We start from the raw sequence: 15,313 nt of genomic DNA, 5'->3' as shown, positions 1-15,313 counted from the left end.
GTACACCCATGACATCGCCCGGCACGGTCGCCGGCCGCCTTTCGGCCACCTGGCTGATGGTGCTGGCCACTGTGCTGTTCGCGGGCATGGGGGTGTGCGTGAAGCTGGCTTCCAGCGAGGTCACCACGGCAGAGGTCGTGTTCTTTCGTGGACTGGTGGGCGCCATCATGATCGGGGCGCTGGCCTGGCGGCAGCGCCTGCCCTTGCGCACCAAGGTGCTGCGCCAGCACTTCTGGCGCAGCGTGGCGGGCGTGTCGGCCCTGAGCCTGTGGTTCTACACCATCGGCCACCTGCCACTGGCCACGGCCGTGACGCTCAACTACATGTCGTCCGTGTGGATGGGCGTGTTCCTGATCACGCTGCAGTTGTGGCGCCGCTGGAGAAAGGTGCCTCACCGTGCCATTGCGCCGGCACTGCTCGTGGCGGTGCTGGTGGGCTTCATCGGCGTGGCCCTGGTGCTGCGCCCCACCATCCAGCGCGAGCAATGGCTCGCGGGCCTGCTCGGTCTGATATCGGGCGGGCTGTCGGCCTGGGCCTACCTGCAGGTGGCCTCATTGGGCCGCAGTGGCGAGCCCGAACATCGCGTGGTGTTCTACTTCTCGGCCTTTGGCACCCTGGCAGGCCTGGCGTTGATGGGCATCGTGCACCTTGGCAATGAGCAGCCCTGGGCAAGCCCCAGCCTGGCCACCTGGGGCTGGCTGCTGGGCATCGGCGTGTTCGCCACCCTGGCCCAATTGGCCATGACCCGGGCCTATGCGCTGGGCCAGCCGCTGGCGATGGCCAGCCTGCAGTACTTGGGCATCGTGCATGCGTTCGTGCTGGGCGTGTGGCTCTTCGGTGAACCGGTGCATCTGCTGTCGATCGTCGGCACCGCGCTGATCGTACTGGCCGGGGTATGGGCCAGCCGATCGGCTTCCTCACTCAGGTGAACATCGTTCGTGGTCAACGGGACACCACGATCAGATTGCTCGTGAGCGCAGGGATGGGTACGGCGCGCCCTTGCCAGGACACGGTCAACACCTGCTGGAACCGGTACTTGTAATAGGTCGGCCATCCCATGTAGGTACGCTGCGCCATGCTCGGCACCACACGCCCCGCTGCCTCCAGCACCAATGCATCGCCCGCGCGAACGGTCAAGCCGCTGCATGTCCACTGATTGACCTGCTGGGTATTGCCGTTCTCTGTGGGTACCTGCACGGCAGCGAGCGCACAGCTCCCGGCGCCATTGACCGGGGTCAGGCTCTCGAGCGCAAAGATGCTGGTCGAGGGAAAACCGGTCGAATTGCCACTGCTGGAGACATACATGGTGCTCGTGGGGTTCGTCGACACTGCCACCCCCTTGGCATGTGTCAGCCCCGGGTTGGACACCGTGATGTGGAACTTCACATTCACGTCGCCATCGGCATTGACTGCCGTGGTGCTGGGCACCATGAACAGGTTGAGGCGTTGCAGCGGCACCCCATTTGAGCTCGTCACACCCAGGTCATTGGTGGCGGCGGTGATCTTGCCGATGACCTGGTTCCTGTCTGACGCATCCGTGGTGGCAAGCCCTTCCAGACCGTAGCAGCGATCGGAAGGCGCCGGGCAGGGTTCCCACGGCTCGCGCGTCACCACGCCGTTCTTGTACCCCCCGTCATAGGAGTACAGGCCGAACAGACGCACGCCCAGTTCCCGGGCCGTGGCCAGGGTCTCGTAGATGACTTCGCCGCGCTTGTCTCCCGACTTGTCGGAAAAACGCAGGTTGTCCATCCACATGGCGCTGACATCGTCCTGGAAACCCATCTCGGTGATGGCCAGGGGTTTGTCCAGACCCAGTTCGACCAGCGCCTTCTTCATGTCCTGGATGGACTGCACCAGGTTGAGCTGACGGCTATAGGGTGCGCCTGTGGCGTCAACACCGACACGTTGATAGGTGTGGGCGCCGACCATGTCGCAATAGTTGGTGATCGGTTCGTTCGCAGACGTCTTGCCGCTGAGCCAATACCCCATCGCCTCGGGTTTGCTCGCCTGCGGACAGATGGTCACGATCGACGCGTCCACTGCCTTGGTTGCCACGTGGATGGCCTTGCAGATGTCGGCCAGTTGGTCATTGAGCGGTGCGGTGGTCGCACCACCCGCCCCCGCAAATGCGAGGTCGGGCTCGTTCCAGCACTCCACCGCGGCAATGCGTGCCTTGTGCCGGTTCACCACCGCCGTCACCATCTGCGAATACTGGCCCAGATCCGAGGGAGATGCCCACATGCCAAGCATGTTGGGATTGTTGTAGTCGTTGGGCAGATTGGGCTGAGAGCTCAGCCACTGGGGTGATCCGAAGAACGTGAACAGAAGCTTCTTGACCGGCGCGCTATCTTGACCAGCGTGGAACTTGGCCCAGTTGTCGATGGCCCCGAACTGGATCCCATTTGATTGCCACCACCCAAGCTCGACCACGCCATCGTGGTTGAGACTGCGCACCAACTGGTAGGGCACCTGGATGGGCATGCCTTGGTTGTTGCCCGGATAACGATGGAAGTGCTGCCCCACATACATGCCGGCCTTGTTGTCGACCACCAGCGTACCGACCTCGTACGAGGGGGCCGAGGCAGGCCCATGGGTCACCACCCCCGCCCCTGCCTGTATCTGGCTCCCGGACAAGGACAGCGCATAGCGAATCGAATAACGCCCTTCAGGCAATGTGGCAGGCAACTGCTCGGACCATGTGTCAAGCACGCCGGTCCATGAGTTCGGCCCCAGGTAGGACACCGACCTCAACGGGAAGGTGTGGCGGGTCACCTCGAGCGGATCCACCAGGCTCAGACTCTTCGTCACGGGGCCGCTCAATGGGATGGGTGTCACGGGAATGCTGAGCTTGATGGGCTTGCCGGCTCCGGCCAATTGCACCCGCTTCAGCAGCGCATTGACCTCCACCCTGGTGGCCGCATCCTTCTTCACCATGGACAGATTGCGCAAGCGCATGATCAGGCGCTCGCCAGGCGCCACATCCGGTGTCACCACCTGGGCAACGATGGTGCCCTGAATAGGCTGACCACTGGCATCGGGCACCCCCGCCACGTACACATGCGAGACATCCTGGTAGGCATTGGTGCTGAATTCGTTGAAGACGGTTTCACCGCCCCCGTAGCCCTGGCCCTGAAGCGCTGCCGAGAAGCCCAGCGTACCCCGCACGAACTTGGTGTTGCCTGTGACCACCTTGAACCGCCCGGACAAGATGAATTTCGTTCCCGTGGGCTGGTTTGCCACGTTGGTATTGAAACCGCCCCCCTGCAAAGGCAGGCTCAGGAAGTAATTGGCGCGGCAGGCGGACTTGTTGTCGACATCGATCTCGAGCTCATCGCCGCCCACATTCCTCAAGACCACGGAAGCCTGCGGCGTGCTTTGCGCACAGGACGACGGCAACAGGAAACCCGCGTCGTACAACACGGGGTTGCCACCATTGGCCAGCAAATTCATGGATTGGGCGGGCGCGATCGAGGGGAGAAGCCCGCCGACCAACAAGACAGCACAACCCAGTGCGTACGCCCTCCCGGGCACGGATCCAAAGCCTTGCATGGCCTCTCCTGATTGTCGGTTCGTTGAATGCTGCGCAGTATTTCACCGCTGCCTCGACAAACCACAAAGGACAAACCCTGCCGCGTCTGCGCTGGGCTCAGTGAGCGTGCACCTGTCCTGCTTCGGCCCCGTGCTCATGGTCACCGCGCTCATGCCCATGGTCGTGCCCATGCATCGACTGCGCGATCACCCCGATGAACACCAACCCCGCCAGCAACCAGAACAACTGAGCCGCCGTCTGGCGCCAGCTCAGGCGCCGCTGCAACTGCGGGATCAGGTCGGCCACGGCCACGTAAACGAAGCTGCTGGCCGCCACCACCATCATGTACGGCAGGTAATGCTGCCAGGGCCCGATCACCACATAGCCCACCACACCGCCCACCATGGCCGCCGTGCCGGAGATGGCGTTGTAGACCAGGGCACGCGTCTTGGTGAAGCCGGCATTGATCAGCACGATGTAGTCGCCCACCTCTTGCGGGATCTCATGCGCGATGATGGCCATGGCCGTGACCAACCCGAGCTCGGGGCTGGCGATGAAGGCCCCGGCGATCAGGATGCCGTCGCAGAAGTTGTGGATGCTGTCGCCCACCAGCACGCTGAAACCGCCCCGCCCCGCCTGCTCGGCATCGAAGCCATGGTGATGGTGGTGGTGATCGTGCTCATGGTGGTGGCCATGGCGATAGAGCTCGGCCTTCTCCAGCAGGAAAAAGAACATCAGGCCGCCCAGCAAGGTCAGGAACAGCGCATCAGGCGGCGCGCCGGTCTCGAAGGCTTCAGGCAGCACGTGCAGCAGGGCCGTGCCCAGCAGCACGCCGGTGGACAGGCTCACCAGGTGGCGAACGATCAATCCGAGCAAGGGGGCCGATAAAGCTGCGGCCAGCATGACAGACACCACACCGCCCAGGAAGGTGGCCGCCAATATGTATACCAGGGTCATCCCGCGATCTTAGCAACGCTGTCAAGCGCCTGACGCACAAACCTGGCATGTTCACCTTTTGCGCCGCACAAAGCGGGGACAATCCTTACCCATGAACCAAGGTCCGACCTCGCCCGCCCGCCCCCGGCCCCAGCAACTGGCCGCCATCGACATCGGCTCCAACAGCTTCCGGCTGGAGATCGCCGAACTCAGCAAGGGCCGCTACAAGCGCGTCGATTACCTCAAGAGCACGGTGCGCCTGGGCGCCGGCCTGGACGCCGAGGGCATGCTCACCGATGAAGCCGCACAACGCGGGCTGGATTGCCTGGCCATCTTCGCCCAGCGCCTGCAGGGCTTCGGCACCCGCCAGGTGCGCGCCGTGGCCACGCAGACCCTGCGCGAGGCCCGCAACCGCAACGCCTTCCTCACGCTGGCCAACGAGGTGCTGGGCCACCCCATCGAGATCATCTCCGGCCGGGAAGAAGCCCGCCTGATCTACCAGGGCGTGGCACGCCTGCAGCCCAGCGAGCTGCCCCGACTGGTCGTGGACATAGGCGGCCGCTCCACGGAGATGATCCTCGGCCATGGCCGCACCGTGCAGAGCGCAGAATCGTTCCGCATCGGCAGCGTGAGCCTGTCGATGCAGCACTTCCCGGATGGACAGTTCACACGCCAGGCCTTCCGTGAGGCCCAGATCGCCGCTGGTGCCGAACTGGAGGAAGCGCTGCAGCTGTTCTCCCGCGCGCAATGGCGCGAGGCGCTGGGCTCGTCCGGCACCGTGGGCGCCATCTCTCACATCCTGCAGGCCAGCGGCATCACCGATGGCAGCATCACGCCGCAAGGCCTGCGCTGGTGCATCGAACAATGCCTCAAGGCCGGCAGCCTCGAGGCCCTGAACCTGCCCGGCCTCAAGGCCGACCGCAAGGCGGTGCTGGGCGGTGGGCTGTCCATCCTGTACACGCTGGCGGTGCACTTCGACATCGAGATCATGAAGCCGGCCAAGGGCGCCCTGCGCCAGGGCGTCATCTTCGACCTGGAAGAACGCCTGCTGGCCGCACGCAACCACCGCCAGCCCGACCCGCGCGAAGCCGCCGTGCGCGAACTGCAGCGGCGCTTCAATGTCGACATGGACCATGCCAAGCGCGTGCGTGAACGCGCCGCGTGGTTGTGGAACGGCCTGCAACCTGAGCGCCCTCGCCCCGCCGTGGGAGACGAGTCAGCGCTGGAACTGGGCTGGGCCAGTGCCCTGCACGAGATCGGGATGATGGTGTCCCACCATGACCACCACCGGCACAGCGCCTACCTGCTGGGCCATGTGGATGCGGCTGGTTTTTCGCAATCGCAACAACGCCGACTGGCCGATCTGGCCCTGGGCCAGCGTGGCGAGCTCAGCAAGCTGGCCGAGCGCCGTCAAGACCGCCGGCTGATGCAGCAGGTGCTCTGCCTGCGCCTGGCCGTGATCCTCCACCACGCCCGCACCGATCTCCCGCCCCGTGTGGCCCGGCTTGAGGCCGGCCGTGGGCGTGCCACCCTGCTGCTGCAGCGCCGATGGGCCGAGCAGCACCCGCGCACCCTGCACCTGTTGGAGCAGGAAGCAAGCTTGTGGTCGCGCCAGGGTGACCGCGAACTGGCGATCCAATTGCTGGGCTGAGAGGCACAGCCCAGCCCCAATGTCAGGGGTTGGGCAAGGCCTTGCGGTACACCGGGCCCCACATGGGGTGGCCGGCTTCGGCCTTGCTCAGCACAAAGGCGGGATCGGCCTGACGTGCCGCCTTGAAGGCCGAGTTGCACAGCGCCTCGCGCTTGCTGGTGCAGTAGATGAAGGCCAGGTACTTGTGCGCATTGGCACGGTCGGGCCCGACAGACAGGCCCTGGCGCAGCGACAGCTGAAGCTGCGTTTCAGCCTCGGCGTACTGCCCGCCCTTGTAGAGGTTGATGCCCTGGGCCAGCGCGGCCTCACCGGGCGCAGCCACGCGCTCTGCTGGGCGGCGATCGGCGGAGGGAGCCGACTCGGCGGGGGCTTTGGCGCCTGGCGGAACGGCACAGCCAGACACCATGGCAAGCCCGATGGCGGCTGCCACCAGCGCCAGCGACGCCGTGGCACGAGAAGAATGATTCGCTGCTGATTTCATGGCGGTTCAGAAGGCGTGTGAAATGGTGACCGACTGCCCCGCCTTGACCTCGACGGTCTGCTGATAGGCCGGGAAGTCGTCGTTGCGGATCACGATGGTGTGGCGGCCCTGAGGCAGGCTCAGTTGAGACAGCGGCGGGGTCACGCCCATCACCTTGCGCCCAACGGACACGCGGCCCCACGGCGTGATGGCCAGCTTGACCGTACCGGTGGCCACCGGGGCCTTGGGCTCCTGGGCGGCGACCGTCGTTGTGACCGGTGCAGCCGGGGGCGGCGCAGGCGTCACAGCGGGCGGCAGTGGCTCAGGTGCCACGGGTACTGCGGCCACGACGGGCGCCGATGCCGGCACCCCAGCAGGAGCTTCCGAAATGATCTCTTCGCGCTCGGCCACAGCCTGGGCCTCGGGCGCCGCACTGGGCAGGGGCACGGACGCGGGCTCGGCCACCACAGGCACCGCCAGCGCATCGCCACGGTTCAATCCCCACCAGGCTGCGGCACCCGCCAGCGCCAGCAGGCCCAGCGCAGCCACACCCACCAGCACGGCCTTGGACGTGCCGGCACCTGAGGCCTGCTCGCCTGCGGCCGCAAGCGACGATGCCGCAGCACCGGCCTTGAGCGCCTTGTCGGGCGCCGCCTTGCCGGCCTTCGCGGGCTTGCCACCCTTGCCAGAACCTTCATCGGCCTGGCCGTCCAGCCACTCGCGCAGCTCTTGCGACAGTGTGCGCGCCGAGCGCGTGCGCCGCACCAGGTCGCGCGCCATCGCCTGCATCGCGATGTCCGACAGGGCGCGGGGCACCTCGGGGTTCAGCTCATGCGGCGGGGGAACGTCGTCTTGCAGCACCGACTGCGAAATGGCGTCCAGGTCATGCCCGACGAAGGGCTTGCGTCCGGTGAGCAGCTCATAGAACACCACGCCCAGCGAATACACATCCACGCGCCGGTCCACCGGCTCGCGCTGCACCTGCTCGGGTGCCATGTAGTGAGGCGATCCGCCCACCAGTTCACCAAAGCGGCTCATGCCTTCTTCAGCGCCACCGGTCGATTCGACCTGGCGCACACGCGCAATGCCGAAATCCAGCACGCGAGGCTGCGTGCGCCCCACCATGAAGATGTTGGCCGGCTTGATGTCGCGGTGGATCACGCCCTTGTGGTGTGCGTAGGACAAGGCATCGGCCACGCGCCGAATGATCAGCGCAGCCTGTGCCGGCGTCGGCCGCCAGCCCATGGACAGCAGTTGGCGCAGATCCTTGCCGCGCAACAGCTCCATGGCCATGTACGTGCCCTGCGAGCCCGCGCCAGCGTCGTACACCGTGACGATGTGCGGGTGGCTCAGGCTGCCCGCAGCCTTGGCCTCGTTGAGGAACATGGCGTTGAACTGCTCGCGGTCCTGCTCGGGCAGATCGATCTGCATCGTCTTGATGGCGATCAGGCGCGACAGCAGCGGATCGTGCGCCGCGTACACCGTGCCCAACCCGCCTTCACCAATGCAGTATTTCAGCGCATAGCGGCCCACGTGCCCGATGGTGGGCAGCTCATCAAACGGGGTCTGCTCATGCTGGGCCGGTTCGGCCTCCGGCAGGGCGCGCGCTTGCGCCACCGTGTCCTGGTCGTCGTTCTCCAGGATCACGGGTTCTGCGGCTTCGTCATCTTCCGGCGTCGTCGTCACCACCTACCCTCCTCAAGGCATGGAACGCTGATGGGCCGCCAAGAGGCGGCTGCTCTACCCCCGGTGTGTCCGGTGGGCTTTCACTTCTTCGGGTCTGAGCAGCGGTGCGAGGTGGTCCAGCACCCCGTTGACGTACTTGTGGCCGTCGGTGCCGCCAAAGCTCTTGGCCAGCTCCACCGCTTCATTGATCGCCACTTTATACGGTACATCCAGGCAATTCACCAGTTCGTAGGCGCCGATCCACAGCACGCCGTGCTCCACAGGCGACAGCTCTTCGAGCGGACGGTCAAGGAACTTCAGCAGGCCGGCATCCAGGTCACCACGCTGCGCGATGCAGCCATGCAGCAGCGCATCGAAGTGGCCACGATCGCACTTGTTGAACTCTTCGAGCTCGCGGATGTGGGCCTCGACCGCGGCGGCATCGCCAGGGTTGAGTTGCCACTCGTACAGGCCTTGCAGGGCAAATTCACGCGCACGGCGGCGGGCCGACTTGGTGCGGTCGCGCGGGGGAGCGGGCTTGCGGGCGCCGGTCTGGTCGCCCTGGTTGGTGTCGGGGCGGTCGGTCACAGCAGTTCGTCCAGCAGGTTGGCCATTTCGACCGCCACGCGGGCGGCATCACGGCTTTTTTCTTCGACGCGGGCCAGAGCCTGCGCTTCGTTTTCGACGGTCAGGATGGCGTTGGCCACGGGGATGTGGTGGTCCAGGCTGACGCGGGTGACACCGGCGCCGCTTTCGTTGGACACCAGCTCGAAGTGGTAGGTTTCGCCACGGATGACGAGCCCCAGCGCCACCAGGGCATCGAAGCGCTCGCTGTCGGCCATGGCCTGCAGGGCCACGGGCACTTCCAGGGCGCCAGGCACGGTCACGTGCTGGATGTGCTTGCGGGCCACGCCCAGCGCCAGCAGCTCGTCGGTGCAGACCTGCGCCATCCGGCTGGTCAGCGCATCGTTGAACCGCGCCTGGACGATGCCGATGCGGAGGTCTCGCCCATCGAGGCGGGCGGTTTGGCCTTTGTCAGCGCCTTGCATGATCTTGATTCAATCCCAAAAGAACAATGGTCAAAGAACGAAAAACTCAAAAGCCGCCGGCTCAATGGCCGGGTGGCAGGGTCTGGCCATCGGCCGTCAGGAAGCCGGTGACCTCCAGGCCAAAGCCCACCATGCTGGGCATGCGGCGCTGGTTGCCCATCAGGCGCATGCGGTGCACCCCCAGGGTCTTGAGGATCTGGGCGCCCACACCGTAGGTGCGCAGGTCGGTTGCGGCCTTGGTGGTTTCTTCGGCACTGGCGCCGGTGGGCAGCAGTTGCTCGAGCAGGCGCTCGTTGTCTTCGCCCGCGTTCAGCAGCACCACAACGCCCTTGCCAGCCTTCTGCACCTGGGCCAGGGCCTTGGGCAGCGGCCAGGCATGGCTGCGGCTGTCGGCGTCCAGCCAGTCCAGCACCGAGAACGGCTCGTGCACACGCACCAGCACCTCGTCAGCTGGGTTCACACCCTGCGACAGACCCAGCGTGAGGGCCAGGTGCACGGCACCCGTGCGGTCACGGAACACGCGGGTTTCGAAAGGCCCTTCAGGCGTGACCAACGTGCGCGTGCCCAGCGATTCGATGATGGATTCGTTGCGGCTGCGGTATTCGATCAGATCGGCGATGGTGCCGATCTTCAGGTTGTGCTCGCGCGCGAAGACCTCCAGATCAGGCAGTCGGGCCATCGTGCCATCGTCGTTCATGATCTCGCAGATCACCGAGGCGCGGCTCAGGCCGGCCATGCCCGACAGATCACAGCCGGCTTCGGTATGGCCCGCGCGCATCAGCACCCCGCCATCCTGGGCCTGCAGCGGGAAGATGTGGCCCGGCTGCACCAGATCGGCCGGCTTGGCATTGCGCGCCACGGCCGCGGCCACCGTGCGCGAGCGGTCTGCGGCCGAGATGCCGGTGGTCACGCCTTCGCGCGCCTCGATCGACACCGTGAAGGCCGTGCCATGCTTGGTGCCGTTGCGAGACACCATGGGCGGCAGTTGCAACTGCTGGCAGCGCTCGCGGGTGAGCGTCAGGCAGATCAGGCCACGGCCATACTTGGCCATGAAGTTGATGGCTTCAGGGGTGACGTGGTCGGCGGCCAGCACCAGATCGCCTTCGTTTTCACGGTCTTCCTCGTCAACGAGGATGACCATGCGGCCCGCGGCCAGGTCGGCGATCAGTTCGGGAATGGGAGAAATGGGCATCCCTCCATTGTAGGCGGGCGCCCCTCATTTTGGGGAAACCACCTAGCCCTTGCCCCTGTCATCCGGGCAGCTTGCCCTCGGCCGTGAGCATTCTTTCCACGTAACGCGCGATCAGGTCCACCTCCAGGTTCACGCGCACGCCAGCGGCCAGGTCGCCCAGCGCGGTGTTCTCCACCGTGTGCGGGATCAGGTTGATGCTGAACTCGGCCTGACCATCGGGCTGGTCGGTCACGCTGTTGACCGTCAGGCTCACGCCATTGACCGTGATGGAGCCTTTGTAGGCCAGGAAACGAGCCAGGGACCGGGGCGCCGCGATGCGCAGTTCCCACGATTCGCCCACGGACTGGAAGGACACCACCTGTCCCACCCCGTCCACGTGGCCGCTGACCAAGTGGCCATCCAGGCGGGCATTGGCGCGCAGGGCTTTTTCAAGATTGACGCGGCCCAGGCCATCCAGGCCGGCGGTGCGTGCCAGGCTCTCGGCCGACACGTCGATGGTGTAGCGGCCCGTGGCGGCATCGAAATGCGTCACCGTCATGCACGCGCCGTTGTGCGCGATGCTGTCGCCCAGCCCTACATCGGCCAGGTAGTCCGCCGGAGCCTGCACGGTCAGGCGGCGACCATGCGAGGGCTCGGCGCCCAGTGGTTGCGAATCGACGATCTGGCCCACGCCAGTGATGATGCCGGTGAACATAGTCTCAAACCACTCTTCAAGGAAATCAGAACTGATCGGCGCCGGCTTGGCGTGCGATCAGGCGCAGATCATCACCCACCCTGGCCACATCCCGCCATTCGAAACGCGGCGCGGCTGTCAGGTCGGGCAGCAGGCCCAGGTCGGCGAAGGGCAAGCCAGGCCCGATCACGCTGGGGGCAAGATACACCAGAAGCTCATCCACCCAACCGCCCTCGATGAAGGCCGCATTCAGGCGCGCGCCGGCCTCCACGTGCAGCTCGTTCACGCCACGCCGGGCCAGGTAGGCCAGCGTTTCACCCAGATCGATGCGGTCCAGGCCCGGGCCGGCTGGCAGGTCGATGACGTGCACCCCCTTGGCAATCAGCGCCGCGCATCGGGCAGCGGTTTCGGCGTCATCCGTCTGAGTGCCGGTCAGACCGATCACGGTCACATCATCTGGCTTGACGCCCATCAGGGCCGCATCGGGCGGCGTGCGCCAGCGCGAATCCAGCACGACGCGCCAAGGCTGCCGGGCCACGGGCATGGCACGCACGTCCAGGCGAGGGTTGTCATCCAGCACGGTGCCGATGCCCGTGAGCACGGCCGTGGCGCGGGCGCGCCAGGCATGGCCATCGGCACGGGCCGCCTCGCCGGTGATCCACTGGCTGCGGCCATCGGGCAAGGCGGTGCGGCCATCCAGTGAGGCAGCCACCTTCAAACGCACCCAGGGGCGTTTGCGCACCATGCGCGAGAGGAATCCGATGTTGAGTTCTCGTGCGGCCTGCGCGACAGCATGGCCAGGGGGCAGCACCTCTACAGCCACCCCGCCCGACCTCAGGCGTGCAACGCCCTGCCCCGCCACCAGCGGGTTCGGATCGGCCAGGGCCACCAACACCTTGCCCAGACCAGCCGCCACCAGCGCATCCGCGCAGGGAGGGGTGCGACCGTGGTGGGCGCAGGGCTCCAGCGTCACGTAAGCCGTGGCGCCGCGCAGATCGTGGCCTTTGGATTGCGCATCGCGCAAGGCCATGACCTCGGCATGCGGGCCGCCGGCCTGCTGGGTGTGCCCCTGCCCCAGCAGCGCACCGGCCTGGGACACGATCACGCAGCCCACGCGTGGGTTGGGATCCGACAGGGCTACCGCCCGCGAGGCCAACGCCAACGCCTGATCCCAGGTTTCCCCGCCCTCACGCACGATTCCACACTCCAAAGACAAGGCCCATCACCGTTCATCGGCCCAATCAGACCGTGTATCGCCCAGCGCTTGAATCTTCGATGGCCTTCACGACAATGCGGCACATGAGCCCAGATCGCGTCATCATACNAATCAGACCGTGTATCGCCCAGCGCTTGAATCTTCGATGGCCTTCACGACAATGCGGCACATGAGCCCAGATCGCGTCATCATACCCCGCAGCCTGCCCCCCCCCCGGCACCGAGGGTTCACCATGGTCGAGCTGGTGGTGGTCATCGCCATCATCGGCATCCTGGCCGCCTTCGCGTTCCCCAGCTTGACGTCCTACATGGCCAGCCAGCGGCTCAAGGACCAGAGTTCGGCCCTTGTGCGCTCCATCAACCTGGCCCGCAGCGAAGCCATCAAACGTGGTCGCACCGTGTCCATGTGCCGCAGCGACGCCCCTGAGGCCACGCCCCCTTCCTGCAATGCAAGGGGTGGCGACTGGTCTACGGGCTGGGTCGTTTTCGTGGACAACGATGGCGACAGCACCATCGACAACAACGACACCGTCTTGCGCGTCCAGCCGGGCTGGACCAACAGCGGCACGATCACCAACGGCGGTACCGTGAACGACCTGGTCTTTCGCCCCAATGGCATCGGCAGAGCCCTGGGTCAGACCTTCACTTTCATGCCGAAGGTCGAAGGCTCCACCAAACCTGTCAGCATCATCTTGAGCAACACTGGCCGCTGGAGGCAGGAATGAGGCGCTCCCACTCCATGAAATCCGTGAAATCCGCACAAGCCGGCTCAACGCTGATCGAAGTGCTCGTCGCAGCCCTGATCCTGTCCATCGGGATCATGGCCCTCGTGGGCGTTCAGGGAACGTCATCGCAGATGGCCAAGATGGCGCAGCAGAGGGGGGATGCATCCCGTCTGGCCCAGGATTACGCTGATCGCGTGCGGGCCAATATCGATCCCAATAATCGCCAGCAGTTCATTCAGCAGGTCCTTCCGATCTACGCCACCCCCGTCGCCTACAACGGCAATGTCGCGGCCCAGAACATTCCCCAGGGCTGCATCGGTACCACGACCTGCGCGCCTCAAGACGTCGCGCGACTGGACCTTGCCGAGATGCGCGAGCAGGCCCGGCTGCTGCTGCCCAATGGTGCCTTCTACGTCACTCAGGCGGCCGCGGGCGCAGGCGCCACTGCTCCCATCGTGCTTGATGTCTGGATCATCTGGCAGACCGCCAGCACCAAATCCGACGACAACGGCACGCTGACTGGACTGGCCTGTCCCGCTGGGGCCGTTAGCGCCAACACCAAAAACGCGCAATGCCTGCTGACCAGAGTCATGCTATGAGCCTTCCACTGCCTTCCCCCATGACCACTGCCCCTCGCGCTCAGCGGGGCCGCTCCCTGATGGAACTGATGATCGCGCTCGTGATCGGCGTGATCATCCTGGGCAGCATCATGCTGATGACCACGAACACGAACACGGGTGGCCAGCAAAGCAGTACACAAGGACGGATGAGCGAGGACGCCCAACTGGTGTTGGCCATCCTGGGCCCACAGATCCGCATGGCAGGGTACAGCGGGGTCGTCAATGATCGCACCGATGGCGTGGCCTACAAGCGCTTCATGGGCCCAGCCATCAGAGGCTGCGACAACGGCTTTGCCAATCTTCAGACTGCCGCGTGGCGGGGCGATGCGGCCCAGCGGCACTCCGATCTGCTCACGTGCGCCGCTGGCGACGGCGCTGCCATCAGCATCCTGTACGAGGCCGACGCTCTCAACACGGTTCCCAATGCCGCAGGCAATCCAACGGATTGCCTGGGCCGACAAGTCAATCAGGTTCCAAGTTCGCTGCAAGCGCAGGCGCCCAGCGCGGCCGCAGCCAACGTCACCGTGGTCGAGAACCGCTTCTTCCTGCAACGACAAGGGGCCACATTCGACCTGCTGTGTGTGGGCAACGGCGTCAACGCTGGCGGCGCATTCACCAGATCCGAACCTCTGATCTCCAACATCGAGCAACTCCAGGTGCTCTATGGGGTCAGCAACGCAACCGTCCCGACGCAAAGTGCCACGGGCTTCAACCAGTACGGCAATCAGGTCGTCGGCTACCTCACCGCCGCCCAGATCGACCAACAGTTCACCGCCGCCACCGACCCGGACAACGACCGCTGGATGCGCGTGGTCAACGTGAAGCTGTGCGTCACCGTGCGCAGCGAAAAGCCTGAGGCCTCCGAGCCCATCGCCTACGTGAACTGCGCCGGCCAGGTGATCACCCCGAACGACAGGTTCCTGCGCCGCACGGCGCAGGGCACATTCGCATTGCGCAACCGCAGCGGCATCCTCTGATCATGCAAGCCATCACCGCGCCCCGCATCCGGCCAATACGCCCCGTTCAATCTGCGCGCCACCAGCACGGCATCGTGCTGATCATCGCCTTGGTCCTGCTGGTGGTGATCGGCTTCAGCTCGACCTTCATCATGCGCAACGCGCTGGTCGGCGAACTCATCACCAACAACCTCTCGTCGAACCAGGCCGCCAACCACGCGGCAGAGACCGCCTTGCGGTATTGCGAGAATGAGCTGATGAATCAACCATCGGGCGTGCCGCCCCCTGTGCTGCCCGCACCCGATGTCGGTGACCCCGTTCAATGGGAAACGGCCGCCAACTGGAGTGTTGCCGGCCAGGTCATCACGGTCCCGGACAATGTTCTGCAGGGTGCGAGCGGGATCACTTACCGTACCAAGCCCCAGTGCATGATCGAACGGATCAGCATCTTCGTTGCCAACCGCAAGGATCCGCGGCGTCAGTACGGCTTTCAGATCACCGCACGCGGGTTCAGCCCCGACTACCAGGCCCCGTCGAACGAAGGCACCGGTGGCGCCGGCTCTGAGGTGGTACTTCAATCCACCTTGAGAACGGCCACATGTGTGGGCGCCCTCAACGGCAATTGCGAATAAGGGACACAAC

The 15,313-nt window shown here is 65.3% G+C and carries 15 protein-coding genes; 6 read left to right on the top strand and 9 right to left on the bottom strand.

Going from position 1 to position 15,313, the window contains the following annotated elements:
• Positions 1-8 precede the first annotated feature (8 nt).
• The gene (locus tag EIP75_RS21325) at positions 9-929 is read left to right on the top strand and encodes a DMT family transporter (protein WP_233584980.1); all 921 of its coding nucleotides are present in this window, start codon (positions 9-11) and stop codon (positions 927-929) included.
• Between the two features lie 13 nt (positions 930-942).
• Here the strand turns inward: EIP75_RS21325 and EIP75_RS21320 are convergent, their stop codons facing one another.
• Positions 943-3,450, bottom strand: a complete 2,508-nt coding sequence (locus EIP75_RS21320; RefSeq protein WP_125245218.1) for a hypothetical protein — start codon at positions 3,448-3,450, stop codon at positions 943-945.
• 196 nt (positions 3,451-3,646) lie between these two features.
• Entirely contained in the window at positions 3,647-4,486 is an 840-nt protein-coding gene (locus tag EIP75_RS21315; RefSeq protein ID WP_125245217.1) for a ZIP family metal transporter, read from the bottom strand.
• A gap of 91 nt (positions 4,487-4,577) precedes the next feature.
• On the opposite strand from EIP75_RS21315, the gene ppx reads away from it, so the two are divergent.
• The gene (gene ppx / locus EIP75_RS21310) at positions 4,578-6,116 is read left to right on the top strand and encodes an exopolyphosphatase (RefSeq protein WP_125245216.1); all 1,539 of its coding nucleotides are present in this window, start codon (positions 4,578-4,580) and stop codon (positions 6,114-6,116) included.
• A 22-nt stretch (positions 6,117-6,138) separates the two neighbouring features.
• Here ppx and EIP75_RS21305 read toward each other — a convergent pair whose 3' ends face one another.
• The 7 genes from EIP75_RS21305 to ribD form a co-directional block, all read right to left on the bottom strand.
• The gene (locus tag EIP75_RS21305; RefSeq protein WP_125245215.1) at positions 6,139-6,597 is read right to left on the bottom strand and encodes a TssQ family T6SS-associated lipoprotein; all 459 of its coding nucleotides are present in this window, start codon (positions 6,595-6,597) and stop codon (positions 6,139-6,141) included.
• 6 nt (positions 6,598-6,603) lie between these two features.
• Positions 6,604-8,262, bottom strand: coding sequence for a serine/threonine-protein kinase (locus tag EIP75_RS21300; protein WP_233584979.1), 1,659 nt, complete (start codon positions 8,260-8,262; stop codon positions 6,604-6,606).
• 54 nt (positions 8,263-8,316) lie between these two features.
• Positions 8,317-8,829 (bottom strand): transcription antitermination factor NusB, encoded by a 513-nt coding sequence (gene nusB, locus EIP75_RS21295; RefSeq protein WP_125245214.1) that lies wholly within the window; start codon positions 8,827-8,829, stop codon positions 8,317-8,319.
• Complete coding sequence (gene ribH, locus EIP75_RS21290) at positions 8,826-9,290, bottom strand: 6,7-dimethyl-8-ribityllumazine synthase (RefSeq protein WP_125245213.1); 465 nt, start codon at positions 9,288-9,290, stop codon at positions 8,826-8,828. The genes nusB and ribH overlap by 4 nt, the downstream gene beginning before the upstream one ends.
• 61 nt (positions 9,291-9,351) lie before the next feature.
• Positions 9,352-10,482 (bottom strand): bifunctional 3,4-dihydroxy-2-butanone-4-phosphate synthase/GTP cyclohydrolase II, encoded by a 1,131-nt coding sequence (ribBA, locus tag EIP75_RS21285; protein ID WP_125245212.1) that lies wholly within the window; start codon positions 10,480-10,482, stop codon positions 9,352-9,354.
• Positions 10,483-10,540: 58 nt separating this feature from the next.
• Entirely contained in the window at positions 10,541-11,176 is a 636-nt protein-coding gene (locus EIP75_RS21280; protein ID WP_125245211.1) for a riboflavin synthase, read from the bottom strand.
• A 25-nt stretch (positions 11,177-11,201) separates the two neighbouring features.
• Positions 11,202-12,353, bottom strand: a complete 1,152-nt coding sequence (gene ribD, locus EIP75_RS21275) for a bifunctional diaminohydroxyphosphoribosylaminopyrimidine deaminase/5-amino-6-(5-phosphoribosylamino)uracil reductase RibD (RefSeq protein ID WP_125245234.1) — start codon at positions 12,351-12,353, stop codon at positions 11,202-11,204.
• Positions 12,354-12,516: 163 nt separating this feature from the next.
• Here ribD and EIP75_RS21270 point away from each other — a divergent pair, with 163 nt between their 5' ends.
• The 4 genes from EIP75_RS21270 to EIP75_RS21255 are packed head-to-tail and all read left to right on the top strand — an operon-like array spanning position 12,517 to position 15,303.
• Entirely contained in the window at positions 12,517-13,095 is a 579-nt protein-coding gene (locus tag EIP75_RS21270) for a GspH/FimT family pseudopilin (RefSeq protein ID WP_125245210.1), read from the top strand.
• Positions 13,096-13,109: 14 nt separating this feature from the next.
• Complete coding sequence (pilV, locus tag EIP75_RS21265; protein ID WP_158622941.1) at positions 13,110-13,694, top strand: type IV pilus modification protein PilV; 585 nt, start codon at positions 13,110-13,112, stop codon at positions 13,692-13,694.
• Positions 13,695-13,714: 20 nt separating this feature from the next.
• Positions 13,715-14,692: a PilW family protein gene (locus EIP75_RS21260; RefSeq protein WP_158622940.1), complete on the top strand. Its 978-nt coding sequence runs from the start codon at positions 13,715-13,717 to the stop codon at positions 14,690-14,692.
• Positions 14,693-14,694: 2 nt separating this feature from the next.
• Complete coding sequence (locus EIP75_RS21255; RefSeq protein ID WP_125245207.1) at positions 14,695-15,303, top strand: pilus assembly PilX family protein; 609 nt, start codon at positions 14,695-14,697, stop codon at positions 15,301-15,303.
• Positions 15,304-15,313: the final 10 nt, after the last annotated feature.

The organism is Aquabacterium soli (genome assembly GCF_003933735.1).
Lineage (GTDB): Bacteria > Pseudomonadota > Gammaproteobacteria > Burkholderiales > Burkholderiaceae_C > Aquabacterium > Aquabacterium soli.
The sequence above is the reverse complement of the archived record's forward strand: the minus strand, read 5'-3'. Positions and strand labels throughout refer to the sequence as shown.

What these genes read in the sequence shown, in the direction of transcription:
- EIP75_RS21305 (WP_125245215.1), bottom strand. Translation starts at nt 6,597, where the DNA reads ATGAAATCAGCAGCGAATCATTCTTCTCGTGCCACGGCGTCGCTGGCG.
- EIP75_RS21315 (WP_125245217.1), bottom strand. Translation starts at nt 4,486, where the DNA reads ATGACCCTGGTATACATATTGGCGGCCACCTTCCTGGGCGGTGTGGTG.
- ppx (WP_125245216.1), top strand. Translation starts at nt 4,578, where the DNA reads ATGAACCAAGGTCCGACCTCGCCCGCCCGCCCCCGGCCCCAGCAACTG.
- ribBA (WP_125245212.1), bottom strand. Translation starts at nt 10,482, where the DNA reads ATGCCCATTTCTCCCATTCCCGAACTGATCGCCGACCTGGCCGCGGGC.
- pilV (WP_158622941.1), top strand. Translation starts at nt 13,110, where the DNA reads ATGAAATCCGTGAAATCCGCACAAGCCGGCTCAACGCTGATCGAAGTG.
- EIP75_RS21320 (WP_125245218.1), bottom strand. Translation starts at nt 3,450, where the DNA reads ATGAATTTGCTGGCCAATGGTGGCAACCCCGTGTTGTACGACGCGGGT.
- ribH (WP_125245213.1), bottom strand. Translation starts at nt 9,290, where the DNA reads ATGCAAGGCGCTGACAAAGGCCAAACCGCCCGCCTCGATGGGCGAGAC.
- EIP75_RS21270 (WP_125245210.1), top strand. Translation starts at nt 12,517, where the DNA reads ATGGCCTTCACGACAATGCGGCACATGAGCCCAGATCGCGTCATCATA.
- EIP75_RS21255 (WP_125245207.1), top strand. Translation starts at nt 14,695, where the DNA reads ATGCAAGCCATCACCGCGCCCCGCATCCGGCCAATACGCCCCGTTCAA.
- EIP75_RS21325 (WP_233584980.1), top strand. Translation starts at nt 9, where the DNA reads ATGACATCGCCCGGCACGGTCGCCGGCCGCCTTTCGGCCACCTGGCTG.
- EIP75_RS21280 (WP_125245211.1), bottom strand. Translation starts at nt 11,176, where the DNA reads ATGTTCACCGGCATCATCACTGGCGTGGGCCAGATCGTCGATTCGCAA.
- EIP75_RS21260 (WP_158622940.1), top strand. Translation starts at nt 13,715, where the DNA reads ATGACCACTGCCCCTCGCGCTCAGCGGGGCCGCTCCCTGATGGAACTG.